We start from the raw sequence: 26,115 nt of genomic DNA, 5'->3' as shown, positions 1-26,115 counted from the left end.
AAATGAACCACAGGGTCTTTTTTCTCAGTTAACGTTTGTATCCGGGACCAGAATATTTTCAACTCCCGGTATACCAAGCCGGGACATAGTACTTAAAGTTTTGCGAAGTTCAAAAACAATAAGTGCCTCCAGACTGGCAGAAAATTGAGAATAATCCAAGTTTTCTAACGACCCGATTAATGAATCAAAATAAGGGGCGTACATGGTATTGATAATATTCTGGTCCTTTTCCATTCCGCGTAGTGCATAGGCCCAAAAGAATTGGCGGAGCAGCTCGGAATAAACGGTGCGGATAGCCTGACAGGGTGCCGATTTTCCGATTAAGTCTAATATAAAATAAGATAAGGTTTCACCGCGCTGAAACTGTCTGTGTTCTCTTAACTGCCGGCACAGTACTTCTGCTAAATCGGAGCCGGAAGACGAGAGCGTGAGCAGGGAGACGTTTTGACAGGACAATGCGAACATTTGAATGCTTTCAGCCATATCGATTAGACGTCTCTGGAGGACCGGCTTAGTAAAATCACTGTTTTCTGTTGCCTGATCAAAGGAAAGGACCTGTGTTCCCACATATTTGGTGGATTTTATCGCCCCGACGCTGCCAAGGAGTTCTAGTGCCCTGCGCATGGTACTTAATGAAACACCCTTTTGCCTTGCAAGTTCCTTCTGCGATGGGAGCAGACTTCCGGCCGGATAGACTCCCCGGCTGATTGATATGAGCAGTTCCATGGCAATGGAATAACAAAGCTGCTGGCTTTTTTTATAGGAGCTCCATGTAAAAGCAACCTCCGTTTCCGGTGGGGACATAGTAATCCTGTTCTCGTAAAACTGTGAAAGGGCAGATGACAATCTTTCTATAGATTGATTAACCTCAATACGCAGTGAGTACCAGTCTTTATTACGGCAAAGCGACAGGACCTCCGGCAGATAACCGCTCGACTGATCAAAATACTGGAGATTTTCCTCTATACCAAAAAAGGGATCATACAGAAACATGAAAATCTGCCAGACAAGACGCATGAGCAGGCTGTTTCCAAGGGAACGGTATTTTTGATTGAGGTGCTTCAACATCGCATAGGGTACTACGGGATTTTCATGATGATAAAGCTGCTCCATTGCCAGCAGTGTCTCAGGGTATGCATTCTTTAAGCCTGTCCACTGGGCATTACCTAATAAAGGCAGTATGGAGTTTTTTAGGTCGGTCATGGCTTTTTCCCGTGCGGAAAAAAAGGTCTGGATAAAATGCTCAGTTTCGTTGGCATCATAGTTGACCTTAACCGTGGCACCGATATTTTTCGACAGGGTTATATACCCTTCTTCCTTAAGTTTGAGGTATGCCGCGCGCGCCGTATCAATCGATACACAGAGGCGTGTACTTGTTTCTTCTATATTAGGAAGCTTCTCCCGGTAATGATAAATACCGAATTGTATCTGGGTAAGCAGGACGCTGTAAACCACCCTGCGTAATTCTACACTGTTTTCCAAACTTATTCCTCCGTTTTCAATGGCCATTCAATAGATAGTGAATTTAGTATAACATTTTTTATGCTGTGTTTCTATAATCTCTTTAAGTTTACATGTGATTAAGCTTACATAGAGAGTTGCTATTTCCTTTTGTATTTGCTATACTCAATCATATATGTATATGAACAATGACATATGTATGTGAGCAATAAAGACAGGGCCAGATCAGATGCATTCTGTGTAAAGAGGTGAATTCTGTGACAGTAATGGTAAAAAAACAAATTCTTGTTGTAGAAGATAACGCACTCAATCGTGGTCTCCTGTGTGAGATACTGAAGCCTGACTATGACCTTGTGGAGGCGGAAAACGGGAAGGTAGCACTTGAATGTTTACAGCAGTATGCGGGAAGTTTTTCTCTCATCCTGCTGGATCTTGTCATGCCTGTTATGGACGGATATGAGTTCCTTACTGCCGTCAAGGACACACCGGAATTCTCGTCAATCCCGGTAATTGTTACGACACAAAATGACAGGGAATCTGAAGAGGTAACGGCTTTGTCCTGTGGTGCCGCCGATTTTGTGCCCAAGCCCTATAGGCCGCAGATTATCCTGCACCGGGTTGCAAATATTATTCATCTGCGGGAAACAGCTGCGCTGGTGAATGAGTATCAGTATGACCGGCTGACAGGACTGTACAGTAAAGGCTTTTTCTGTCAGAAGGTGGAGGAACTCCTGCGTCAGAACCCGGATAAAGAGTATGATATCATCTGCTCGGATATTGTTAATTTTAAGCTTGTCAATGATGTATTTGGTATTCCAGCAGGGGACCGCATTCTTTGCATGGCTGCACAGATGTATACTGAGATGACCCGTGGAAAGGGGATTTGCAGCCATTTCCATGCAGATCAGTTTGCATGCATCATAGAGCATAAGTGGCAGTATACAGTCAGTATGTTTCAGGATGCCTGCGCCCGGCTCAATGCCATGTCCCAGACACAGAATATAGTGATGAAATGGGGGATTTACCGGGTGGAGAACAGGGAGGTCCCCGTAGAACATATGTGTGACCGTGCACTGCTGGCTGCCCGGAGTATCAAGGGACAGTACAAGAAGTATTTTGCATATTACGATGATGTCCTTCGCAGAAAACTGTTAAAGGAGCAGGAAATCGTTGATAGCATGGAGTCGGCCCTGAATCTGGGGCAGTTTGAGATTTATCTTCAGCCGAAATACAATATCAGGTACAGCCGGATGGATGGAGCCGAAGCTCTGGTCCGCTGGAACCATCCGCAGTGGGGGCAGCAGTCCCCGGCTGTGTTTATACCGCTGTTTGAGCGTAACGGATTTATTACAAGGCTGGACCAGTATGTCTGGGAAAAAGTATGTGCTGTTATGTGTGACTGGGAGAATAGGGGGATGCCTCCCCTGCCTGTTTCTGTAAACGTGTCCCGGGCGGATATCTATAATGTAGATCTGGCAGACATTTTAACGGGGCTTCTGCGAAAATACGCCCTGCCGGCTGCAAGGCTTCATTTGGAAATTACCGAGAGTGCCTATACTGAAAACCCACGGCAGATTATCGAGACTGTCAGCAATCTGCGGGAATTGGGGTTCGTCGTGGAGATGGATGATTTTGGAAGCGGATATTCATCTTTGCATATGCTCCATAAGATGCCGGTCGATGTTTTAAAGCTGGATATGAAATTTATCCAGAATGATCCGGTAACTCCGGTCAATCAGGAGATTATGCGTTTCATTATAAACCTTGCCGACCTGATGTCACTCGATGTGGTGGCAGAGGGTGTCGAGACAGCGGAGCAGTTGGAGCGCCTGCGGGAGATCGGCTGTGACTGTATGCAGGGATACTTTTTTTCTAAACCGCTTCCCGTGAAAGAATTTGAACTGCTTATGGAATCTGCAGATTCTGCGGTGCAGAATGCCTATGCAGGTACCCATTCGGATGATATGGACTTAAAGGTAAAAAAATGAACGGGCGGCAGATATTTGGAAAGGAATAGTATGCAGCCGGAAAGGCAAGGAGTTAAGACAGATGCAAAAAATTATGGGGGATAAAAAGAACTCTGTAGGGCGGAGCCAGCGGATAAGTGTGATCAGTACAGGAATTTTAATTCTGCTGATGCTTTGCTTTCTGGCCATGACTATTAATAACTCCGCCAAACTGGCGGCGCAGACAGAGATTATATCGAACCATCCCTTTGAAGTGGTGATTTCTGCCGGTGATGTAAAGCTTTATGTATCAGAAATGAGCCTTCGGACAGGGCGGCTGGAGCGCCATCACAACAGTGAGGATGTGGCGATTGCTGACAGCAAGCTAGAGGAACTTTCAGCTTTATTGGAAGAACCTGTTTCCCGGATTGAGGAATTATATCTGGGCGATTCAGAAGATGTATTAGAGCTTAAGAATACACTGGCGCTTTTGCGGACAGAACAGACGCTTTATCTGGCCTTTTGTGAACAGCAGGAGCTTACGGAGGAAAATATAGAAAACTATGCCCAGGAACATCTGCAGCCTCTCTATGATCAGGCACTTCGCCATACAGAAGATATTATTGGGATTGCCCAGGCAAAAAAGGTGGGGTATGGAGTGACTTCAGAGAAACTGCGGATCACCAATCTGACCGGATCTATCGTGCTGATGGGGCTGATGATTATCGTACTGCTGGTTTCCCAATATGTTCTGCACCGCCAGCGGAAAGAACTGGTTTACCGGAACAGGCTCTTTGATAATTTATCGCTGAGCATTGATGATGCATTCATTATCAGGGATGCCAACACAGGCGTTATCAATTACCGGGGGCTTAATCTGGAGAGGATTCTTGGGATATATATGCCGAATGTAGAAAGCCTTTACAAGGGGCTGTCAGAAGAAGACACTCTGGCGATTCAGGAGGGAATCAGAGATCCTCAATTTAATTCCCCGTTTGAAAGACTGGTGGAGTACACGAAACCAGACCAGAAAAAATGCTGGATGCTGATCCGGGTCTACCGGGTCGAAGATTTAAATACTCCTCAGTTAATTACGGTGTTCTCTGACCGGACAGATGAGGTACGGTCCCGTCAGGCCCTGCAGGACGCTATGCTGGCGGCGGAGCGTGCCAACATGGCAAAGAGTGAATTTCTGTCGCGGATGAGCCATGAGATACGTACCCCTTTAAATGCAATCATAGGTATGACCACCATTGCGGCAGCTTCAGTCAAAGATCCCGCCAGAGTAGAGGATTGTCTCTCTAAAATTAATATTTCCTCTAAACATTTACTTATGCTGATTAATGATGTACTCGATATGTCAAAGATTGAGAGCAGCAAGATGGTGCTGCAGAAGGAACCTTTTGATATTTTTGAGGTGGTCAATGGTTTTGTGTCCACAGTTTACGCGCAGGCGAAAGAAAAGGGGATAGAGTTTGAGGAAACAATGGAAGGATTCGGGGAAGATACTATTTTTATCGGCGATTCGCTGCGGCTTAACCAGATCCTTTTGAATCTCAGCTCCAACGCAGTGAAATTTACTTCACCGGGAGGCGCAATCCGGCTGGATGTCTCACGCCATAGAAATGGGAACACGACAGATATTCTTCGTTTTATTCTTTCTGACACCGGAATCGGTATGACGAAGGAGGCCGTCGCAAAAATATTCCGGCCGTTTGAACAGGCAGATGCCTCTATTGCGAAACGTTATGGGGGGACAGGGCTGGGGATGTCCATCACCAGTAATCTGGTCACCCTGATGGACGGCCAGATCCAGATAGAGAGCGAACCTGGCGTGGGAACTACATGCATTGTTGATCTGCCGTTTAAAAAGGGAAAAGAGAGCAGTCTGACAGAGCCTGATTTTGCACAGCAGGGGCTGCGGGCGATAATTGTGGACGATGAACAGCAGGTTTGTGAGCAGACAGCGGTTCTTTTGAAAAAAATAAAGATCGATGCTAAATGGTACCAGTCCGGTGCCGGGGCTATAAAACAGGTAAAAGAGACACACAGGGAGGGCCGGGATATAGACCTTTGCCTCATTGACTGGAAAATGCCGGATATGGACGGTGTCGAGGTGACCCGCCGTATCCGCAGGGAAGTGGGAAATAACATCCCTATTGTGATGATTTCGGCATATGATATTTCAGAAGTGGAGGAAGAGGCACGTGCCGCGGGCGTGAATGGGTTTCTTCCAAAGCCCCTCTACCGCTCTTCTGTTTATGCCGCAATCAAGTCGGCGCTGGTACAAAAAGGGCATTTGCCTGCCGGAGCAGAAGATAAATCTGTCGGAAAACTTCTGGATGGTTTCTCTCTGCTGATGGCAGAGGATAATATACTCAATCAGGAGATTACAGCAACCCTGCTGCGCATGAACGGGGCTGAGGTTGACTGCGTGGAGGATGGGAAGCAGGCACTGGATACCTTCCTTGATTCTGCTCCCGGTGATTACGACGCCATTTTGATGGATGTCCAGATGCCGGTCATGGACGGTCATGAATCTGCGAGATGTATTCGTGCATCAGACCATCCTATGGCCCTCACAATTCCAATCATTGCCACAACAGCCAATGCATTCAATGAAGATATCTCTGCGGCCCTTGCAGCCGGAATGAACGCCCATGTCAGCAAACCACTGGATGTTTCACAGCTCTGCAGGACACTTGCAGACTGTATTCGTAAAGCGAATGGATGAAAATGAATGATTTTTTATCACCGTCTTGATTTTTATATGATAAGATGCTAATATATGTTTAAACATATAAACCTATATCAAAAGGAGAACCTATGAGTAAGAAGACGATGCTTTACATGAAGGAATGTGCTCCTATATTTTCAATGCTTCAGGATGAGAGACGTCAGGAGATTACACAGCTTTTGTTTGAAAACCGTGAGTTAAGTGTATCTTCACTTACTGAAAAGTTATCATTGTCCCGTCCGGCAGTATCACACCATCTGAAATTACTGCTGGATACCGGATTAGTAATGGTCCGTCAGGAAGGAAAAGAAAGATACTATCAGTTGAATTTGAAGACCGCACTTGACCAGTTGAAAAATCTGACTGCATCTATCGAAAAGGATATTGAGCAAATGAAGTAAAGAACACCTCCATTGTGAGGTGTTATCTTTCACAAAACAAGTTTATATGTTTAAACTTATAAAAATAAAAGGAGAACATTGTATGGATTATTCAGAACAAAAAAGCTGGGAGAAAATCATGTCTTACCTTCCCGAGGAATTTCATTTTAAAGGAAAATTTCTGCCACAGGAGGAACACTGGGACTGGCATGGGAATAACGTTCACTTGGATGCATACAGAAATCCGGATGCAAAAGTTAAGATCATTTTATTTCATGGAGTCGGAACGAATGGCCGTCAAATGACTACAATCATAGGCAGACCGCTTGCTATCGATGGATATGAAGTGATTGCAATTGATATGCCCCTGTATGGCGTTACAGAGATAAAACAGAAGAAAACGATTAGCTACGACGATTGGGTGCAGCTTGGAAGTGACTATATAGACTACGAATTAACCAGAGATTCCCGCCCGGTTTTTCTCTATGGTTTATCTGCGGGTGGGATGGAGACTTACCATGCTGCATGCAAAAACAAAAAGGTAAAAGGAATCATAGGCATGACATTTCTGGATCAGAGAAGCCAACTGGTCCGAAATGAAACAGCGAATAATGCTTTCTGGTCACATATGGGAACCCCTCTTGCAGGGCTGGCTGTAAAGACAGGCATGGGAGGCATGAAGATGAAAATGTCCGTCTGCTCTAAAATGTCAGCACTTTGCAATAATGAAAACTGTCTGAAAGAAATGCTGTCAGATCCATCATCTGCGGGGAACCGTGTACCAATGAAATTTATTCATTCTTACATGACTTACCAGCCAGAAACAGAGCCGGAAAAATTTGATATCTGTCCGGTTTTGCTGACACAGCCTGAAAATGACAAATGGACCCCGCTTTATCTGAGCGAACCTTTTTTGAACAGAATCAGGAACGTCCCAGTGACTATAAAGAGGCTGGAAAACGGAAGTCATTATCCTGTCGAGAAAATGGCTTTAGAGCAATTGCATGCATATATCACAGAATTTATTGAGAAAAATAAAATATAGTAAATTCTGCATTCTCTCCACATAGGATACCTTCGTTTACTTTGCATATAAAACATTGTATAATTTGGATATGATAATACCATGAATAATGATATATTGATCGGAGGTGCCTGTAATGAAAGAGCAGGAAGTCAGCGGATTGCGGATATTTGAAGAAAGGGGGAAGCCCGGCATCGAAAAGGATGCTGTGAAAGTTTTAAAAGGCAGGGGGATTGAAGGAGACCGCCACTGTTTTGACAAAGACAGGCAGATCAGCATTATGACGAGGGATGCATATGAATGGATGCAGGCACAGGAAGTGGAGGGCTTATGCTTCGGAAGGTTTAAGGCTAATATCGTAATAGATACCAAGGGAGGCAGCATACCGGGACCGAGATTAAAAGCCGGAGGGGCAGTGCTTGCAGTGGAAGGCAAAAAGCGCTGTTTTAAAGAGTGCGCACGCTGCAGGGAACATATGGACTGTATGCTGAAAGATTCCTGCTGGTATGCATCGGCAGTCTCAGATGGTGAGATACATATTGGTGACAAAGTTCAGTGTGGTTACAATTGGAACCGCTATGAGAGACAGATGATGGTTCCTTCCATCGGAAGGAAAGAACAGGAAGCCTTTTGTAATTCTTCCGTCCTTGTTATTGGAGCAGGAGGTCTTGGCTGTCCGGTACTGACAGCGCTTTCAGAAGCCGGCGTGGGGCGTATTGGTATTATGGACGGGGACGTAGTGGAAGAGACCAACCTGAACAGGCAGTTTCTTTACAGCCCTTTAGATTTAGGAAAAAACAAGGCAGAATGTGCCGGAAGATGGGTAAGTGCATTCCGTCCGGACTGTCAGACGGACATCTATCCGGAATGGTTTACAGAAGAAAATGGAAGTTCTATTATAAACAATTATGATTTGGTGATTGCGGCAGTTGACCGTATATCGACGAGGCTTCTGATCAACAGAACCGCTGTTTCTTCAGGGAAGCCTTTGATTGACGGGGCTGTCGATGGTTTTTATGGTACAGTAACAGCAATTCTCGGGAATGAATGCCCCTGTCTGGCGTGTATCAACCCGGAAGGAAAAGAACCCTCCCGCACAAGCAGCTCCCTTGGAACGACCACAATGGTCGTGGGTGCCCTGGAAGCACAGTTTGCCCTGCAGTATCTTGCGGGGATTCCGATAAAAGGCGGAACGGTCTTAAGCTATGATGGAGTATATGGAACACTGGAAGAGCTTCCAGTAAAAAAGAACCCGGAGTGTATGGTGTGTAGAAATGTATATAATTGTCAAAAAAATAACGAAAAATAGTTAAAAATACATAAAATTATACAAAAAAAGAAGTTTTTTGATGGCATTTTCTGTGAACATATATTATACTATGTATAAGAACAAATTAATAAACTCCGAGTCCTGCATTTCCGACGTATGGAGCCGAAAGATATACGGGAAAGCAGGACCAATGGGTATCACTGGGAACAGGGGTGCCTGCCTGATTGCGAAGGAGTCCATTATTATATCGGTAGGTATGATAATGGATTTTTCTGTGTAGAAAAGGAGGTATTTGAAACATGGGGAAACAGCTATTGATTAAACCCGAAAAATGTCTGGGGTGCAGAACATGTGAACTGGTCTGTTCCTTTGGCCACAACGGTGCGTTTAATCCGAGATTTGCCAATGTAAGTGTCATGTCATATGAGGAGGCAGCTATCAGCATCCCCGTTATGTGTATGCAGTGTGAAGACCCCTGTTGTCTGGAAGTGTGTCCGGTTGGCGCGATCTCACGGGACGACAAAGATGCAGTTGTGATTAACGCAGATAAATGCATTGGGTGCAAGATGTGTATGAATGCGTGTCCTCTTGGCAATATTGGATTTAACACGGAACGGCGGCAGGTACATAAATGTGACCTGTGCGGCGGAGAACCAAAATGTGCGGAATTCTGTCCTACCGGAGCTATTACATATGAAGACCCGGAAGAAGGGATTGACAGAAGGCGTGCAGTTGCTGACCACTTTAAAGATGTATTTGGAGAGGAGGCAAAAGCATGATGAACGGATATATGGGACAAATATTGAGAGTGGATCTGGCATGTGGGAAGATAACGAAAGAACCGCTGAATATGACGGCGGCCAAAGATTTTGTAGGAGCCAGAGGACTGGGGACAAAGTATTTCTGTGACGAGGCTGACCCAAAAGTAGAACCGCTTGGCCCGGATAACAAGCTTATTTTTATGACAGGGCCTTTGACCGGAACAGCGGCTTCCTGCGGCGGCCGGTACGAGGTAGTAGCTAAGGCGCCTCTTACCGGTACAATTGGTGCAGCCAACTCGGGCGGGCATTTTGGACCGGAACTAAAGTATGCAGGATATGACGGCATTATATTTGAAGGTGCCAGTGACCATCCGGTTTATCTGTATATTAATGACGATACAGTGGAACTTAGAGATGCCAGAGATCTGTGGGGCAGGACAGTTTTTGAGACAACAGACGAACTGAACAAAAGATGCGGGGCTTCCTTCCGGGTATCCTGTATCGGACCTGCGGGTGAGAATCTCTGCCTGTATGCAGGCGTTATGAATGATAAACACCGCGCAGCCGGAAGGGGAGGCCTGGGAGCTGTAATGGGAAGCAAGAAGTTAAAGGCAGTTGTAGTGAAAGGTACAAAATCTATCCGTGTAGCCCGTCCGGAAGGTTTTATGGATGCGATTACCAATGCCCGTAAAATGCTGAAGGCACACCCGGTAACAGGAGAGGGGCTCGGAGCTTACGGGACAGAGATTCTGGTCAATATTATCAATGAGTCCGGTGCACTGCCTCTGCGCAATGGCCGCGACGGCTCCGTATTTGCAGATGCAGACAATATTTCCGGCGAGACGCTGGCAGAGAAATATCTGGTTCGGAATAAGGGCTGCTTTGGCTGTTGTATTGGATGTGGGCGTGTCGTTGATATTCCTGACGGTCCCTTCAAATCAAGAGGGGAAGGGCCGGAATATGAGGCAGGATGGTCTTTTGGGGCAGACTGCGGCATTGATGATCTGGAAGCAGTATGCAAAGCGAACTTTATTTGCAATGAATATGGTTTTGACCCGATTACGCTGGGTGCGACCATAGCCTGTGCTATGGAATTATTTGAAGCAGGCCACCTTACAGAAGCAGATACCGGTGGAATTGCCATCCGCTTTGGCGATGCCGCCACTATGGTGAAGCTTGCAGAGCTGACCGGCAAAAACGAAGGCTTTGGAGCGCAGCTGGCACTAGGTTCTTACAGGCTGGCAGAAAAATACGGACATCCGGAACTGTCAATGTCTGTAAAGAAACAGGAAATGCCGGCATATGACGGAAGGGCAATGCAGGGAATCGGTCTGGAATATGCAACGTCCAACCGGGGCGGCTGCCATGTACGCGGATATATGACATCGCCGGAAGTATTAGGCCTTCCAACAAAGATGGATCCTCTTGTGACAGAGGGAAAAGCAGGAATGCTGAAGATTTTCCAGGACCTGACTGCCTTAATAGACTCTGTAGGAATCTGCCTGTTCACTTCCTTTGCAATTGGTCTTCCGGAAGTTGCAGCCCAGTACAGGGAAGCAGTCGGAAGTGACGAATCAGATGCGGATATCTTATTAAAGGGAGAACGTGTGTGGAATCTGGAGAAGAAATTCAATCTGGCTGCAGGAGTAGAAAAGGATACTCTGCCTCCACGGCTTTTAAGAGAACAGCTTCCGGAAGGACCGGCACAGGGTAAGGTAAATGAACTTCATACCATGCTGGAAGAATACTACCGGGTAAGAGGCTGGGATACAGACGGTGTTCCCACGGCTGAGAAAGACCGGGAACTTGGGCTGTAATCCAGAATGCCGGATCGCTGTATTTGGGGAAGGCTGTCCTTCCCCAAAAAGAAAGGACAGAAAATGCAGATAAAATTTTTTGCATATCTACGTGATTATACCGGCTGTAAGATAACGGATTTCCCTTATCAGGAAGATATTTATCAGCTTGCACATGCACTGTGCGATAAATATGGAGACAAACTTCGCGGGAAGATGCTTTCGCCGGATGGGGAAGATTTAGGAGAAGAGATTATTATCCTTGTGAACGGAAGACATGTGGCACATCTGGGAGGAATCCATGCAAAACTGGTGCCTTCAGATATTGTGTCTATTTTTCCGGTTGTAGCAGGGGGATAAAGGTGGTGTAAATATTGGAGGTATCCAGAGAGAATATTGAAGAGTTAATCCACTCTTATGAGTGCAGTCAGAGACATGCCCTGGCAATCATGCAGGATATGCAGAGGAGATACCAGTATATTCCGAGGGAAGGCCTTAATGCGCTTGCCAAGTACCTCGGATGTCCGGTGTCTTCCCTTTATGCTATGGCTACTTTTTATAAAGCATTAAGTCTTGTGCCGAAAGGAGAGCATATTATTAAGTGCTGTGACGGGACTGCATGCCACATCCGCGGGGCATCCACACTGATAGACGGGGTGGAGAGGGAACTTGGCATTTCACCGGGAGAGACGACCAGTGACGGTCTTTTTTCTTTTGAGACGGTAAACTGTCTTGGTTCCTGTGCGATGGCCCCGGTACTGGTGGTGGATGATGTGTATTATGGCAGGGTAACACCGGAAAAGCTCAAAGGAATCATACAGACGGTCCGGGAAGGTGGTGCGAAGTAAGTGAAAAAACAGATCTTAATCTGCTGCGGCACCGGCTGCCGTGCCAATGGAAGCATGAAAGTGGCTGAGGCCCTGAATCAGGCTGTGAAAAGCCATAATGGAAATGCTAAGGTTATAGCAGACATCAAGACAACAGGATGTCACGGTTTTTGTGAAAATGGTCCAATTGTTAAAATTCTGCCTGATAATCTGGTATACTATAAAGTAAAGCCGGAGGATTCAGACGAGATCGTCGAAAAAAGTGTACTGGGGGAAGAAGAGATAGGACGCCTGATGTATAAAGACGATTCCGGCAGGCCGGTCCGCTCCCAGGAAGAAAATCCTTTTTATGCACATCAGTATAAAATGGTGCTGCGCGATGTAGGGGAGATTGACCCGGAGAATATCGGAGATTATCTGGAAAGGGGGGGATATGAAGCATTAAGGAAAGCAGTGTCCATGTCCCAGGATGAAATTATTGATGAGGTGGAAAAATCCGGAATAAGGGGAAGGGGCGGTGCGGGATTTCCGGCAGGACGGAAATGGCGGACTGCGAAAAGGTATGATAATTTTCCCAAATATGTGGCATGCAACGGGGATGAAGGAGATCCGGGAGCGTTCATGGACTGCTCCATACTGGAAGGAAACCCCCACTCTGTTATTGAAGGCCTGGCAATTGCAGCAATTGCAGTGGGGGCCAAAGAGGGCTTTTTCTATATCAGGGATGAATATGACCTTGCGGTAAAACGTATTAAAAAAGCCATTCAGGATGCAGAAGAAAGGGGGATCATTGGAGCATCCGTAATGGGCTCGGAATATTCTTTGAAGCTATCGGTAGTCCGGGGCGGCGGAGCGTTTGTCTGCGGGGAATCAACGGCACTTATGGCCTCTATTGAAGGCAGGGTGGGGGAACCGCGGGCAAAATATATCCGTTCTGTCCAAAGGGGACTCTGGAACCAGCCCACCGTGTTAAATAATGTGGAGACGCTGGCAAATATTCCGAAAATCATTCTGGAGGGTGGAGAAAAATTTGCCATGACAGGAACAAAGGGGAGCACTGGCACGAAAGTATTTTCCCTTGTTGGTAAAGTGAAAAGGACGGGGCTCGTGGAAGTGCCTATGGGAACGACCTTAAGGCATCTGATTTACGATATCGGCGGTGGGATTATTGGAAACCGGCCATTTAAGGCGGTTCAGACCGGAGGTCCTTCCGGGGGATGCATCCCGGAATCCATGCTGGACCTGGAGGTTGATTTTGATTCTCTGGCAAGTTATGGTGCCATGATGGGTTCCGGCGGCATGATTGTCATGGATGACAGGAGCTGCATGGTGGAGGTAGCCAGATATTATACAAACTTCCTGTGTGAAGAGAGCTGTGGAAAATGCACGCCTTGCAGGGAAGGTTTAAGGAGGATGCTGGAAATCCTTACAGATATCTGTGAAGGCAGGGGCAGGGAAGGAGATATTGAACTGCTTGAACGTCTGGGCCATACGATGCAGGAGGCATCCCTGTGCAGTCTGGGCAAGACGGCAGCCAATCCGGTGCTGACAACAATACAGTATTTCTGGGAGGAGTATGAGGCACATATCAGGGAAAAGAGATGTCCGGCAGGGGTATGCAAAAATCTGACATGTTTTGAAATTGAGGCAGAAAAATGTACCGGATGTGGTATGTGTGCCAGAGGATGCCCGGTGGATGCGATCAGTGGCGGGAAGAAAGAAGTACATATCATTGACGCATCAAAATGCATTGCCTGCGGAAGCTGCCGTGAAACTTGTAAATTTGATGCGGTCAGGACTGGTGCCCGGCAGAATGTGATAGAAGGGAGGCAGGCTGTATGACGGAATTTCAACCGGATAACCAGATACAAATTGAAATCAATGGAAGGGCCTGTACCTGCACAAAAGGGGAGTTTCTTCTGGAAGCAGCGAGGAGGAACGGTTTCTATATCCCCACACTCTGCCATCATCCGGGAATCGCAGAACAGGGGTGCTGCAGGGTGTGCCTCGCAGAAGTGGTGGAAAACGAAAGGAGTAAGATTGTAGTATCCTGTGTCTACCCGGTAGAGAAGCCCTGTAAAGTATATACAGACAGTGAACGGGTGAAAGAAGACCGGAAAGTAGTGTTGATGCTCCTTGCCCTGCGGGCCCCCGAAAGCACGGAGATACAAGCTCTGTGCAGACAGTACGGGGTCATGGACGGAAGCCGTTTTAAACCCATTGAGGGGGAGAAATGCATCATGTGCGGCCTTTGTGCAAGAGCCTGTGCAAGTCTGGGGACCGGGGCTATTTCAACGGTTTTAAGGGGAACGTCAAAAAAGATATCTACACCCTATGATGAACCTTCAGATGTCTGCGTGGGATGCCTTAGCTGTACCAGGGTGTGTCCTGTGGATGCCATTCCCTATACAGAGGATGAAACAAAGAGGAGCATCTGGGGAAGGGAGTTCCCTCTTGTACACTGTCAGGAATGCGGGGCGGTTATAGGGACCAGAGAAGAGATTGCCCTTGCTGCAGGGAAAAGCGGGGAAGAGGTACAGGACCTGTGTCCGGAGTGCAGGAAGAAAAAGATGTCGGATGTGATGGCACATACCTATGGCACAGAGTGAAAAATAAAATAACATATTGATTGCAGGAATTCGAGCTTTGCCATCTAAAGTATCCCGGAGGATAATATCCGGGATGCCATGATGGAAAGCCAATGGGTATGTTCCGAAAGGAGGATGCCTTCCGTATTTGAAAAGAATATCCGCACTGAATCCCTACGGGGATCGTATTGCGTGGTCTTCTTTTTCAAGAGGCCATTTTTTATTCCCGGTAGCTTTGACTTTATATGATGGCCTGCTGTAAATATTACATGGAATTTGAAAAGGAGGAAAATTTATGAAGAAGAAAGTATTAGCAGTTTTAGTTGCTGCAGCGATGTGCGTTTCTCTGGCTGCATGCGGAGGAAACGGGGAAGAGAAGAAAGAGGAGAAAAAGGAGACAAAAGCGGCGACAGAGGAACAGAAGGAAGATAAGGCCGGGGATAAGGGGCGGCTCATGATGGCAACCACGACCAGTACGGAAGATACCGGGCTTTTAGATTATCTGAAGCCTATCTTTAAAGAAGATACCGGCTGGGATCTGGAATGGAATGCAGTAGGAACAGGAGAGGCGCTTAAGATGGGCGAAAATGGCGATGTGGACGTGGTACTGGTCCATGCAAAAGCCAGTGAAGAAGAATTTATTGCCAATGGTTTCGGAGTAGAGCGGTTCCCTGTTATGTATAATGATTTTGTAGTAATTGGTCCGAAAGAGCCGATTGCAAAGACAGATGATATCAATGCAGTATTCACGCAGATTATCAATGACCAGCTTCCATTCGTATCCAGGGGTGATGATTCCGGTACGGATAAAAAGGAAAAGAAAATCTGGGAGAATTTAAGTCTTGATCCGGCATCGGATCCGAATTATATAGAATCCGGACAGGGCATGGGGGCAACCATTACGATGGCAGACGAGCAGAAAGCGTACTGCCTGACAGACAGGGGAACATGGTTAAAGCAGAGCAAAGATGCAACGCTGGAAAGTGAACTGGAAATTGTCTGTGAAGGAGATGCCAATCTTTTGAATCAATATGGTGTCATTGCAGTCAGCCCTGAAAAATATCCAGAGCTTAATAATGAAGGGGCAAATGATTTTATCGAGTGGATTTGTTCAGATAAAATCCAGAAGCTGATTGGTGAATATGGAATTGATGAGTATGGACAGGCATTATTCACACCAAATGCAGGGACAGATTCTTAGTTACTGTTTACAACGTAATATGATTGATTGCAGCGGGGGAAGGATAATATGTTGGAATGGCTGAAAAGTGTAGTATCGGATGCAGGAATAATAAGTGCAGTTAAGGTGACGTTTATCATGGCAGTTTCCTCGACTGCCATCTCATCTGTACTGGGAATCTTATTTGGGCTTTTGCTGGAACGTTTTTCCTTTCCCGGTAAAAAAATCATTGTCCGGATCAACAGGACACTTATGGGAGTGCCCCCGGTTGTGGCGGGACTGGTCGTGTACCTTCTAATTATGCGGAGGGGGCCTTTAGGCCCTCTGTCGCTTTTATTCACTATTAAGGGGATGGTAATCGCCCAGGTTCTGATTATTACCCCGATCATAAGCGGCATGATTTATTCTTATGCCAGAAAATCGGCCCCGTCAATCAGGGCGTTTGCCGTCACTATGGGGGCGACAAGATGGCAGACGGCAAAACTGATTATCAGGGAATTGAGAAAAGAAATCTATTTCTGCATGGTAACCGGATTCGGCAGATCAATCAGTGAAGTAGGGGCTGTGATGCTTGTAGGCGGGAATATTAAAGGCAGGACCCGTACCATGACTACGACGATTTCCCTTCTAAAGAGCCAGGGGATATTTACGGAAGGGGTGGCCCTGGGGATTTTGCTGCTTGTAATGGCATTTATCCTGCAGTGGATTTGTGACCTGCTTCAGAAAGAAGGGGAGGAAGATGAGAATTACTAATCTTGAAAAGACGATCGGGAAGTTCCATATGGAAGTGAACGATTTCTATATAGAGCCGGGGAAAATACATGGCATTGTAGGGCCTAACGGCTGCGGGAAAACGGTGTTCCTGAAAATGCTGGCCGGAATTATCACGCCGGATAAAGGGATACTTGATTATGAAGGGCTCTCATCCCGTGATATTACGATGATGTCCCAGCAGCCCTATCTTATGCATACTTCTGTGTATGAGAACCTGATATATCCCCTGAAAATCAGAGGGACCCGCCCGGATGAGGATGAGATTGATGAAATGTTAAACCGCGTTGGACTTAGGGAACAGAAAAACCAGTATGCCAGGTCATTGTCCAGCGGAGAACGCCAGAAGCTGTCTTTCCTTAGGGCTGTTATATTCAAACCAAAGCTGATTATGGTGGATGAGACATTGTCCAATCTGGATTCGGAGAGTGAAGAGATGTTTGTAGGAATAATTAGTGAGATTCAAAAGGAAAGGCCTATCACCTGGCTGATTGTGAATCACCAGATGGATCATATATACCAGCTCTGTGACGAGATACACTACATGGAAAAAGGAAGGTTTGTAAAAAAATGAAGCTGCTTAAGGTTGATACGATTGATGAGGCCCGCAGGAAAATTGCTGATGCGGTAAAGGAAAAGGGCAGGAAAACGGTAAAGAAAGGGATACTGGATGCAGTGGGGTATGTACTGGCGGAAGATATCTGCTGCAGTGAACCGGTACCTGCGTTTCGCAGGTCTACAGTAGATGGTTATGCGGTGAGGTCACTGGACACAGGAGGGGCGTCGGAAAATATGCCGGTATTCCTAAAGATCACCGGTGAAGTACAGATGGGCTGTCCGGCAGAAATGAAACTTCATGCAGGGGAGTGTGTCTATGTCCCTACCGGGGGTATGGTTCCGGATGGGGCAGATGCTATGGTTATGGTAGAATTCTGCGAGCTATTCTCAAGTGAGGAAGCAGCGGTGTACAAGGCCGTGTCTTGCGGGGCGTATGTAGTACAGGCAGGAGAAGACATGAAGGCGGGGGAAGCTGTCTTAAAGAGGGGAAGGAAAATAAGGCCTCAGGAAGCGGGAGCTCTGGCAGCACTTGGAATTACCGGGGTACAGGTATATGAGCCCTTTTGCATTTCTATTATATCCACGGGAGATGAACTGGTATCCCCGCAGGAAGCACCGTCTCCTGGACAGGTCCGGGATATTAACACTTATGGCCTGCATGCCCTGGCTTTAAAGTTAAATTTCCGTATACAGCATGAGACGGTCTTAAGGGATGACCGGACCCTTCTTAAAAACACAGTGAAAAGTTTTATGCCGGACAGTGATATCGTGGTGGTATCGGGAGGAAGCTCTCAGGGGAAAAAGGATGTGACAGCATCCGTCATAGAAGAGATTGCAAGTGAAGGCGTATTTACCCACGGTCTTGCATTAAAACCGGGGAAACCGACAATTACCGGCTATGATGAACCATCCGGGACATTACTTTTGGGGCTGCCGGGACATCCGGCTGCCGCGATGATGGTATTTGAGATTCTGGCAGGATGGCTCTGGCGGGAACTAACAGGGGAAAAAGAAGCCTTCGGAATCACGGCGGTAATGTCTACCAACCTTCCGTCAGCGCCCGGCAGGCAGACATGCCAGCTTGTAAAACTGAAAAAGGAAGAAGACGGGCAAAATGTGGCGGTTCCCGTACTGGGCAGTTCCGGGCTTATAACGATTCTTACAAAAGCAGACGGTTATGTCATTACCGGGGAGCATGCAGAAGGATTAAAAAAGGGAGAACAGGTAACGGTATACCTGTTTTGATAGACGAAGGGAAGGCGAAGGAATATGGGCAGGAGAAATTTATATTTGAATACGATCCCGGCAGAAGAAGCGGCGGCCATTTATAGAAATGCTGTCCTTAAGGTGATGCACCGGGAGACACAGATGGTCAAGACAGAGGAAAGTCTGGGGAGGATCACCGCATCAGCAGTGTATGCCAGATACTGCTCCCCTCTTTACAATGCGGCGGCTATGGATGGTATTGCAGTCATATCCGCACATACAGCTACGGCTTCGGAAGTGACCCCTCTCGTTTTGAAACAGGGAGTGGATTATCAGGTTGTCGATACAGGCGATCCGGTTCGTATGCCCTATGATGCCGTGATTATGGCGGAAGACCTGCTTGATGCAGAAGAAGACAGTGTGAAAATCACAGCCTCAGTTCCGGCCTGGCAGCATATCCGTCCCGTGGGAGAAGATATCGTGGCCGGAGAGATGCTGCTGGCAGGAAACCATAAAATCCGCCCCATTGATATTGGCGTTCTCCTGAGTGGGGGAATTGTGGAGATAGAAGCCATAAAGAAACCTAAGGCAGGCATTATCCCTACAGGCACAGAGATCATAGAGGCAGATCAGGTGCCCCGTGAGGGAGATATTATTGAATCCAATTCCCGGATGTTTGCGGCAATGACAGAAAGCTCCGGCGGAATTCCGAGACGCTATCCGCCCATCCCGGATGACTATGAAAAAATAAAGCATGCGGTACAGGGGGCAGTGAAAGAAAATGATATTGTGATTGTGAATGCAGGCTCCAGCGCAGGGACAGAGGACTATACGGTGCATATCTTAAAAGAGCTGGGCGAGGTACTTGTCCACGGGGTGGCAATCAAGCCCGGTAAACCCGTAATTCTGTCCATTGTAGAAGGCAAACCTGTGATTGGACTTCCCGGATATCCTGTATCCGCATATATTGATTTCGAAAATTTCGTCCGTCCGGTTATGGACCTGTATTCCGGGGAAACGAACTCATCAAGGAATGTGATGAAAGCCGTTTTGTCCAAGCGTCTTGTGTCCTCCTTAAAACATAAGGAATATGTCCGTGTGAAAGTGGGAAAGGTGGATGACCGTTTTGTGGCATCCCCCCTTGCCAGAGGCGCAGGTGCCGCGATGAGCCTTGTCCGCGCCGACGGGTTCTGTATCATAGAAAAGAACAGTGAAGGGTATGAGGCCGGGGAGACGGTAAGTGTTGAGTTATTCAGGGATATTGAAGAAATCAGTAATACGGTGGTAGCGATCGGAAGCCATGACTTAATTCTGGATATCCTGGCAGACAGGATGCCCCTTACCCATCCGGGAATATATCTTTCCAGCACCCATGTAGGCAGTATGGCCGGTCTGATGGCATTAAAGCGAGGAGAAGCGCACATTGCCCCCACACATCTTCTGGATGAGGATACAGGAGTTTACAATATACCTTATCTGAAAAGGCTGTTTAGTGACAGAGATATGGTGCTGATCAAGGGCGTCAGGCGAATTCAGGGAATCATTGTGAAAAAAGGTAACCCACTGGGAATCAAAGAAATCCGTGACCTCACCGGGGTAAACTACGTGAACCGCCAGCGGGGGGCGGGAACAAGAGTTTTCCTTGACTACAAATTAAAAGAAGCGGGAATTGCCCCTTCAGAAGTCAACGGGTACGACAGAGAGGCGGCAACACACATGGCAGTAGCCGCCCTGGTGAAAAATGGCGGCGCAGATGCAGGCATGGGAATTTATTCCGCTGCTAAAGCAATGGATCTGGATTTCATCCCGGTGGGAGAGGAAGAATATGATTTTGCCACGGAAAAGAAAAATCTGGAGCTGCCGAAGATACAGGCATTCATAGAAGTGCTGAAAAGCAGCGGATTTAAAGAAAAGGCCATGACAATAGGAGGGTATGAACTCAGCATGGCAGGGGAAATCATTGAAGTATAAAGGAGACATAGTTTGATGGAATATGTAAACAAAAGAAACCCTATTCTTCCTCCCGGGTACCATGTGCCGGATGGAGAAGCGCACGTGATGCCAGATGGGAAACTGTATGTGTATGGCAGTTATGATGCGCTGGATATGGCATACTGCAGTCAGGAGTATTATGTTGTATCTACTAAGGATATGGAGCACTGGACGGTTCATGATGTGGCATTTAAGGCGCAGGATGTGCCGTGGATGGGAGATCCTGAGGCGGAACATTATCCGGGGATCGACTGGTATCATCCGACTCCGTTTCTTCAGAAGATGATCGATGCAATGCCAAAGGAGGCAAAGACAGAAAACGTTGAAGCACAGTATACAGATGCAGGAGAACGAAAGCAGGAGCTTCTGTTCGCCCCGGACTGTATCAGCCGCGGCGGAAAATATTATTTATATTTCTGTTTATCTGATGACAGTGAAGGTGTTGCGGTATCTGACAGGCCGGAAGGGCCATTTAAAGATCCTGTCCGGCTTCCATGCGGAGGGATTGACCCTGCGGTTTTCATTGATGACGACGGGCAGGCATATTATTACTGGGGACAGGTTTTCGCACATGGGGCAAAACTAAATGATGATATGGTATCCATTGACACAGACAGTGTCGTGGATGATATCGTAACAGAGGAAAAGCACTGTTTTCATGAGGGATCATCCATGCGTAAGATCGGTGATACCTATTACTATGTCTATGCGGATATGGAAAGGGGAAAGCCCACCTCTTTGGGATATGCTACAGGGAAGAATCCCCTTGGACCCTTTACATACAGGGGTATCATCATTGATAATGACGGATGTGACCCGCAAAGCTGGAATAACCACGGCTCGATCGAGTGTGTGGAAGGGCAGTGGTATGTATTCTACCACCGCTGCAGCAGGGGGACACAGCAGCACAGGAGGCTGTGCGTTGAGAAACTCACAGTCAATCCCGACGGCTCGATTGATGAAGTAAAGATGACCTCCCAGGGGATCGGAGAACCATTCGCGCCTGGAGAAAAGATTATGGGATATCAGGCATGCTCTCTGAAAGGAAACTGCTATATTGATGTTGACAATGACCACGGTTATGAAGAAAAACTGACCAATATATGTGACGCCGATGAGGCTGTGTTCCGCTATGTAAAAAGTGAAACCTCGTGGAAGAGGATTGAACTTACCTGCTTTGGAAATGGCACGGCCGCTGTATTCCTGAATGGGGAAAAGGCGGGAGAAGTAAGTATTTCAGGGGAAAAAGGAAATGTGCATACGGTCAGCGCTCCGATTACTATGGACGCGGGAGAGTATGAGCTCATGCTGCGGTTTGAAAATCCGGAAGGGATGGAATTACTGGAGGTCAGATTATTTTCGGATAAAAGAGGAGATATATGATTTACCAAGGAAAGGCGCGGGGATTCCTCCGTGCCTTTCCTGTCTTGTGACATTTTAAAGCGGTGCTGCTACCTCAAATTTTCCGTTTCCGAGTTCCTTCAAAGTTCCGTCCGGCAGTTTCAGCCCAGCAGATGTATTGGCCGGGATGCTGCCTGTGACGAGTACTTTATCCCCGTCTTTCTCCCATTTCAGTTTGATCGTGCCGTGCGGACAGTGATAACTTCCCTCTGCCCACTCAAACGGGCATCCATATTCCGGTGAGATCAGAATTCTGTCATATGCGGTTCCGGCGTTCTGAAGCCCGAGCACCCTGCGGTACAGGAAGTCGCCGACGCAGCCGAATGCGTAGTGGTTAAAGGAGCATCCCGCCAGTTCCCCGTCCGGACGGACGGCATCCCAATTCTCCCATATGGTCGTTGCGCCCTGTCGGATCTCATACAGCCAGGAGGGGCATTCTGTCTGGAGGAGAACCTTCCATGCAGCGTCCTGATATCCATATTCACATAAAATATCCAGCAGGTGCGGCGTGGACATGAATCCGGTATCGAGACGGAAACGGTTTGCCGCGACCAGTTCATCCAGGCGTGCAGCCAGCAGTGGCTCTTTTTCGGCAGAGACCATATGGTGTTTCAGGGCCAGAATGTAATTGCCCTGCATTTCCTGACCGAGACGTCCGTCCGGGGATACATATTCCTCCTCGAACGCCTGACGTACCCTTGCGGCGTAAGCCCGGTATTTCTTTGCATTTTTCTTGTGTCCGAGCAGTTCGGAGATCTCTGCATACATATCTGCGTCGGCAGCGAGAAGGCTGCTTCCTACATAGTTCATCGTCAGGAATGCGGAGGCAGGGCCGTCCGTAAATCCCTGTTCGTTTACGACACTTGGGATAATCCAGTCACCGAAGTGGAAGCCGCTGTTTATCAGGTAATGCTGATTCTCAAGGCTGCGTCCGGCGGCAGGAGTATCTACAGTGGGAGCGCTGATAGTATTCGAGGGCATCGGGAGTTCGTCGGCAGCCTGTACCATCGCTTCCATCCATTTTCCCATTGCTTCATAATTAGCGGCAAGAGCATCTTTGTTTCCGCGCAGTTCGTAAAGCTGAATAGGCAGGGTCATGATCACGTCTCCCCATCCGAGAGATCCGGCGTAGGCCTGCTGTACATAGTTTTTGATTTGTGGAACAGTCCCGAGGATGTGTCCATTCTCCATCTGCTCTGCGCGTATGCTTTTCAGCCAGTCCTCATAGAATGCAGTCATGTCCTGATTAAAAAGGGCGGTCGCTCCGTAAACGAAGACGTCCCCGGTCCAGCCGGCCTTTTCACGGGTAGGGCAGTCGGTCGGGATTGTGATATTGTTAGAGCGCTGGCTCCAGTAAATATTGCTCTGCAGCTGGTTTATCTGCTCATTTGAACAGCAGAAGGTTCCGGTTACCTCGTTATCCGTGCTGACAGCGAGGGCAGTAAAATCCTCTTTCTTCCAGTCAGTGCCGCCTGTTACGCGTACATAACGGAACCCGTGGTATGTAAAATGCGGTTCAAATGTCTCGTATTCTGCTTCGCCGCAGATGTAGGTGTCTTTCTGCTCTTTGTTTGTTCCCGAGAAACAGTAGAAATAATTTCCGTCTTTATCAAGTTGTTCTCCGTGTTCAAACGTAATCTCTGTTCCTGTGGGTTCATGAACCTGTACACGGATCACTCCGGCAAGATTCTGGCCGAAATCAATGATTGTATCGCCGTTTGGAGCAGTCAGGATTTCCCGGGCAGGAACCTCTTTGAACACACGGGCAAGGGGGCTGGCCTGTGCCTCCAGAGTCTTGTCGGGAGAGGACTTCACCTGAGCTGTTTTCCATGCAGAATCGTCATATCCTGACAGAGAAGGGTCTCCGTCATCCATACGTGCATCGAACACTTCCCCGAGGAAGAGATCCGCGGTGCGGACCGGCCCGTCAAAGGAATATTTCCAACCCTCACCGGAAGTAACAATTTGCTGTGTACCGTCCGGACCCGTGAGTTCCAACTGCAGAAGTAGTCCAGGAACTTCTCCATACTCGCAGCCTCTTCCGATCGCAATCTTACCCTTGTACCAGCCGTCGGCGACAGTAGCCGCAATAGCGTTTTGACCGGGGCAGATCAGGCTGTCCACATTGTAGACCTGATATTTCAACCGTTTGTCATAAGTCGTGAATCCGGGATTAAGCAGACTATCTGTGACTGGTTTTCCATTGATTTTTACTTCGTACATGCCGTGGGCTGTGACATACAGACGTGCCTTTACGGCGGGAGATGCAGAGACGAAAGTATGGCGCAGGCGGACGGCGGGATCGTAGGGTTCAAGTGGGAGCCCGTCCAGAATATCGCCTTCCAGTTTCATTTCCACCGGCTCACCCCTCATCATAGCGGCCAGAGAAGTCTCCCACTCCTGCCGGGCGGTCAAAAGCGGATTAACAGGAAGCTGCGGGAGCGGGTCCGGCTCGATCCAGCGGGCCTTCCAGCCGGAGAGATCGAAGAAAGCCGTCTCAAAAGCATGTTCCCCGCTTTCGGCCGTTTCTCCGGTATTTGTCCGGACAGAGATCTTGTAGGTATAGACAGAAGCGGACTTGAGTTCTGTTCCGTCATAGGGGATCCCGGTCGAATCAGAGTTGTTTCGGACGCCGCTGTCCCACATAAGATTTCCGCTTTCGTCACGGACAATGATCTGATATGAAGCCTGAAAGATACTGTTTTCCTGTGCTTCAATCTCCCACGAGAAACGAGGATGCCTGCGGTCTAAAGAGATGGGGTGATGTGTAAATTCACAGGTTACATTTTGAATATTCATGAAAGATACCTCCTAATATTATGAATGATGACTGTATTTTAACAGGACAGAGACGATTGTTATTGTAAATATGGAGATAAAATTGTAAATATTGAAAAGCTCATACCTGAATAGATATCCTCTATACTTTGTGTGTATGATTGCGGTACTGAAGCGGCGTCATACCATACATTTTCTTGAATACATTCTGGAAATAAGACTGGCTGGAGAAGCAGAGGTAATTGCTGATCTCGCTCAGTGTCTTATTGGAATAAGTGAGCAGACTTTTCGCCTCTTCGAGACGGCATCTCATAATAAAGCTGCTTACATCAAAGCCCAGTTCCTTTTTAAACTTGCCTGTCAGGTAGGAACGGCTCCTGCCGATATGTTCCGCGACATCGCCAACCTGGATTGGCTCATTGACGTGGTGGGAGATGAACTGGATGCATTTAAAGATCTCCGGCGACATGTCCTGGGGGATCTTATTTTGTGCAACACGCTCCGTGAAGTCGGTAAGCATGCTGTAGTTCAGTGCAGAAACCTGTGTGATGCTCTGGGAACGCTCACATTCCTGAATATAGATGTCGGATAACATGTAAGCCTGCTCCATATCCATGCCACCGGCGATGGCGCTGCGTGTTGCAAGTGTTGTCATGCTAATGAAGATATTTTTTTCCTGACGCAGGGAATTGTCGGCTACGATCCCGCCGGAGAGCTGGGGAGTCGCTTTGAGGATTGCTTTCAGCTTTTCCGTATCGCCGCTCTGGATGCACTGTGTCAGCCGGCGCTCGAAATCCCATGTGTTGTGGAAATGCTGGTTTTCCTTTGCATTTATGACCTGATCAGAATGAAGCGTGGAAAATTCTCCGATGGCATTCGTATTCTCAATCCCGAAATGTTCTCCCACATCGATCTCCTCATCATTGACAGACAGATGTAGATACGCCAGAGTGTGCAGAAAGCGGTTGAAAGAGATCAGCGGCGTATTGGACAGAAAGCGGGAAATCTCTTCCCTGTATTCAGGATCAATGGCCCATTCCTGCATGAAATGACGGATGGTAAGTTCTGATACCGGAGTACTGAAGACTGGGCCGACCGTAAAGAAGCTCCCGTCCCTGACTGACCGGATAGAACCAAAATAGCCGAACGACTGTGAGATATAATATTCCGGATTTTTTTGAAAATGAAACAGGCTGGACAGGTCATTTTGAAAGAGTGACTGGTTTCCAAGTATGGAGGGAAATGAGAATATATTCCCGGATGGAGCCTGATAACAGGTGATGGGGACGGAGGTGGTGGCATAAAACAGGCGGCAGAATGCTTCTAAATCTGTGATCATATCGGATGCTCCTTTGTTTTTCCTTTTATTATAGTGCAGAATTGTCGACCCGTAAAGCCAAAATTACAATATTAAAAACGATATCATAATACAAAAGACA

19 protein-coding genes, 1 pseudogene and 2 riboswitches are annotated in these 26,115 nt (G+C 47.4%); of the genes and pseudogenes, 17 read left to right on the top strand and 3 right to left on the bottom strand.

Annotation, left to right across the window (positions count from 1 at the left end):
- Positions 1-24: 24 nt before the first annotated feature.
- Positions 25-1,482 (bottom strand): GntR family transcriptional regulator, encoded by a 1,458-nt coding sequence (locus tag A8806_RS02005; RefSeq protein WP_109729479.1) that lies wholly within the window; start codon positions 1,480-1,482, stop codon positions 25-27.
- Between the two features lie 245 nt (positions 1,483-1,727).
- Here A8806_RS02005 and A8806_RS02000 point away from each other — a divergent pair.
- The 17 genes and pseudogenes from A8806_RS02000 to A8806_RS01920 form a co-directional block, all read left to right on the top strand.
- A pseudogene (locus A8806_RS02000) lies at positions 1,728-3,401 on the top strand (two-component system response regulator); the annotation flags it as partial.
- 109 nt (positions 3,402-3,510) lie between these two features.
- Positions 3,511-6,141, top strand: a complete 2,631-nt coding sequence (locus A8806_RS01995) for a hybrid sensor histidine kinase/response regulator (RefSeq protein WP_109729478.1) — start codon at positions 3,511-3,513, stop codon at positions 6,139-6,141.
- A gap of 92 nt (positions 6,142-6,233) precedes the next feature.
- The gene (locus tag A8806_RS01990) at positions 6,234-6,545 is read left to right on the top strand and encodes an ArsR/SmtB family transcription factor (RefSeq protein WP_109729477.1); all 312 of its coding nucleotides are present in this window, start codon (positions 6,234-6,236) and stop codon (positions 6,543-6,545) included.
- A gap of 82 nt (positions 6,546-6,627) precedes the next feature.
- Positions 6,628-7,569, top strand: a complete 942-nt coding sequence (locus tag A8806_RS01985; protein ID WP_109729476.1) for an alpha/beta hydrolase — start codon at positions 6,628-6,630, stop codon at positions 7,567-7,569.
- A 115-nt stretch (positions 7,570-7,684) separates the two neighbouring features.
- Complete coding sequence (locus A8806_RS01980) at positions 7,685-8,857, top strand: ThiF family adenylyltransferase (RefSeq protein ID WP_109729475.1); 1,173 nt, start codon at positions 7,685-7,687, stop codon at positions 8,855-8,857.
- A gap of 81 nt (positions 8,858-8,938) precedes the next feature.
- Positions 8,939-9,069, top strand: a riboswitch (molybdenum cofactor riboswitch).
- 48 nt (positions 9,070-9,117) lie between these two features.
- On the top strand, positions 9,118-9,597 hold the full coding sequence (locus A8806_RS01975) for a 4Fe-4S dicluster domain-containing protein (protein ID WP_109729474.1): 480 nt from the start codon (positions 9,118-9,120) through the stop codon (positions 9,595-9,597).
- Complete coding sequence (locus tag A8806_RS01970) at positions 9,594-11,396, top strand: aldehyde ferredoxin oxidoreductase family protein (protein ID WP_109729473.1); 1,803 nt, start codon at positions 9,594-9,596, stop codon at positions 11,394-11,396. Before A8806_RS01975 ends, A8806_RS01970 begins: the two co-directional genes overlap by 4 nt.
- A 63-nt stretch (positions 11,397-11,459) precedes the next feature.
- A complete protein-coding gene (locus tag A8806_RS01965; RefSeq protein ID WP_109729839.1) occupies positions 11,460-11,735 on the top strand; it encodes a MoaD family protein in 276 nt (91 codons plus the stop codon).
- Positions 11,736-11,749: 14 nt separating this feature from the next.
- Complete coding sequence (gene nuoE, locus A8806_RS01960) at positions 11,750-12,223, top strand: NADH-quinone oxidoreductase subunit NuoE (protein WP_242995923.1); 474 nt, start codon at positions 11,750-11,752, stop codon at positions 12,221-12,223.
- Entirely contained in the window at positions 12,224-14,044 is a 1,821-nt protein-coding gene (locus A8806_RS01955) for an NADH-ubiquinone oxidoreductase-F iron-sulfur binding region domain-containing protein (RefSeq protein WP_109729471.1), read from the top strand.
- Entirely contained in the window at positions 14,041-14,811 is a 771-nt protein-coding gene (locus tag A8806_RS01950; RefSeq protein ID WP_109729470.1) for a 2Fe-2S iron-sulfur cluster-binding protein, read from the top strand. Before A8806_RS01955 ends, A8806_RS01950 begins: the two co-directional genes overlap by 4 nt.
- Before the next feature lie 16 nt (positions 14,812-14,827).
- Positions 14,828-14,965: riboswitch (molybdenum cofactor riboswitch) on the top strand.
- A 120-nt stretch (positions 14,966-15,085) separates the two neighbouring features.
- Positions 15,086-15,991 carry an ABC transporter substrate-binding protein gene (locus A8806_RS01945; RefSeq protein ID WP_109729469.1) on the top strand — a complete coding sequence of 302 codons (906 nt, stop codon included), beginning with the start codon at positions 15,086-15,088 and terminating at the stop codon, positions 15,989-15,991.
- A gap of 48 nt (positions 15,992-16,039) precedes the next feature.
- Positions 16,040-16,723, top strand: coding sequence for an ABC transporter permease (locus A8806_RS01940; RefSeq protein WP_109729468.1), 684 nt, complete (start codon positions 16,040-16,042; stop codon positions 16,721-16,723).
- Positions 16,710-17,315, top strand: coding sequence for an ATP-binding cassette domain-containing protein (locus tag A8806_RS01935; protein ID WP_109729467.1), 606 nt, complete (start codon positions 16,710-16,712; stop codon positions 17,313-17,315). The genes A8806_RS01940 and A8806_RS01935 overlap by 14 nt, the downstream gene beginning before the upstream one ends.
- Positions 17,312-18,544 (top strand): molybdopterin molybdotransferase MoeA, encoded by a 1,233-nt coding sequence (locus A8806_RS01930; protein WP_109729466.1) that lies wholly within the window; start codon positions 17,312-17,314, stop codon positions 18,542-18,544. The genes A8806_RS01935 and A8806_RS01930 overlap by 4 nt, the downstream gene beginning before the upstream one ends.
- 24 nt (positions 18,545-18,568) lie before the next feature.
- Complete coding sequence (locus A8806_RS01925) at positions 18,569-20,476, top strand: molybdopterin biosynthesis protein (protein ID WP_109729465.1); 1,908 nt, start codon at positions 18,569-18,571, stop codon at positions 20,474-20,476.
- Positions 20,477-20,491: 15 nt separating this feature from the next.
- Entirely contained in the window at positions 20,492-21,880 is a 1,389-nt protein-coding gene (locus A8806_RS01920; RefSeq protein WP_242995922.1) for a family 43 glycosylhydrolase, read from the top strand.
- Positions 21,881-21,934: 54 nt separating this feature from the next.
- On the opposite strand, the gene A8806_RS01915 is transcribed toward A8806_RS01920, so the two are convergent.
- Both A8806_RS01915 and A8806_RS01910 read right to left on the bottom strand, forming a co-directional pair.
- Positions 21,935-24,697, bottom strand: coding sequence for an alpha-L-rhamnosidase (locus A8806_RS01915; protein ID WP_109729463.1), 2,763 nt, complete (start codon positions 24,695-24,697; stop codon positions 21,935-21,937).
- 121 nt (positions 24,698-24,818) lie between these two features.
- Positions 24,819-26,015: a helix-turn-helix domain-containing protein gene (locus tag A8806_RS01910; protein WP_109729462.1), complete on the bottom strand. Its 1,197-nt coding sequence runs from the start codon at positions 26,013-26,015 to the stop codon at positions 24,819-24,821.
- Between the last annotated feature and the right edge of the window lie 100 nt (positions 26,016-26,115).

Source organism: Faecalicatena orotica, assembly GCF_003149245.1.
GTDB lineage: Bacteria > Bacillota > Clostridia > Lachnospirales > Lachnospiraceae > Faecalicatena_A > Faecalicatena_A orotica.
The sequence above is the reverse complement of the archived record's forward strand: the minus strand, read 5'-3'. Positions and strand labels throughout refer to the sequence as shown.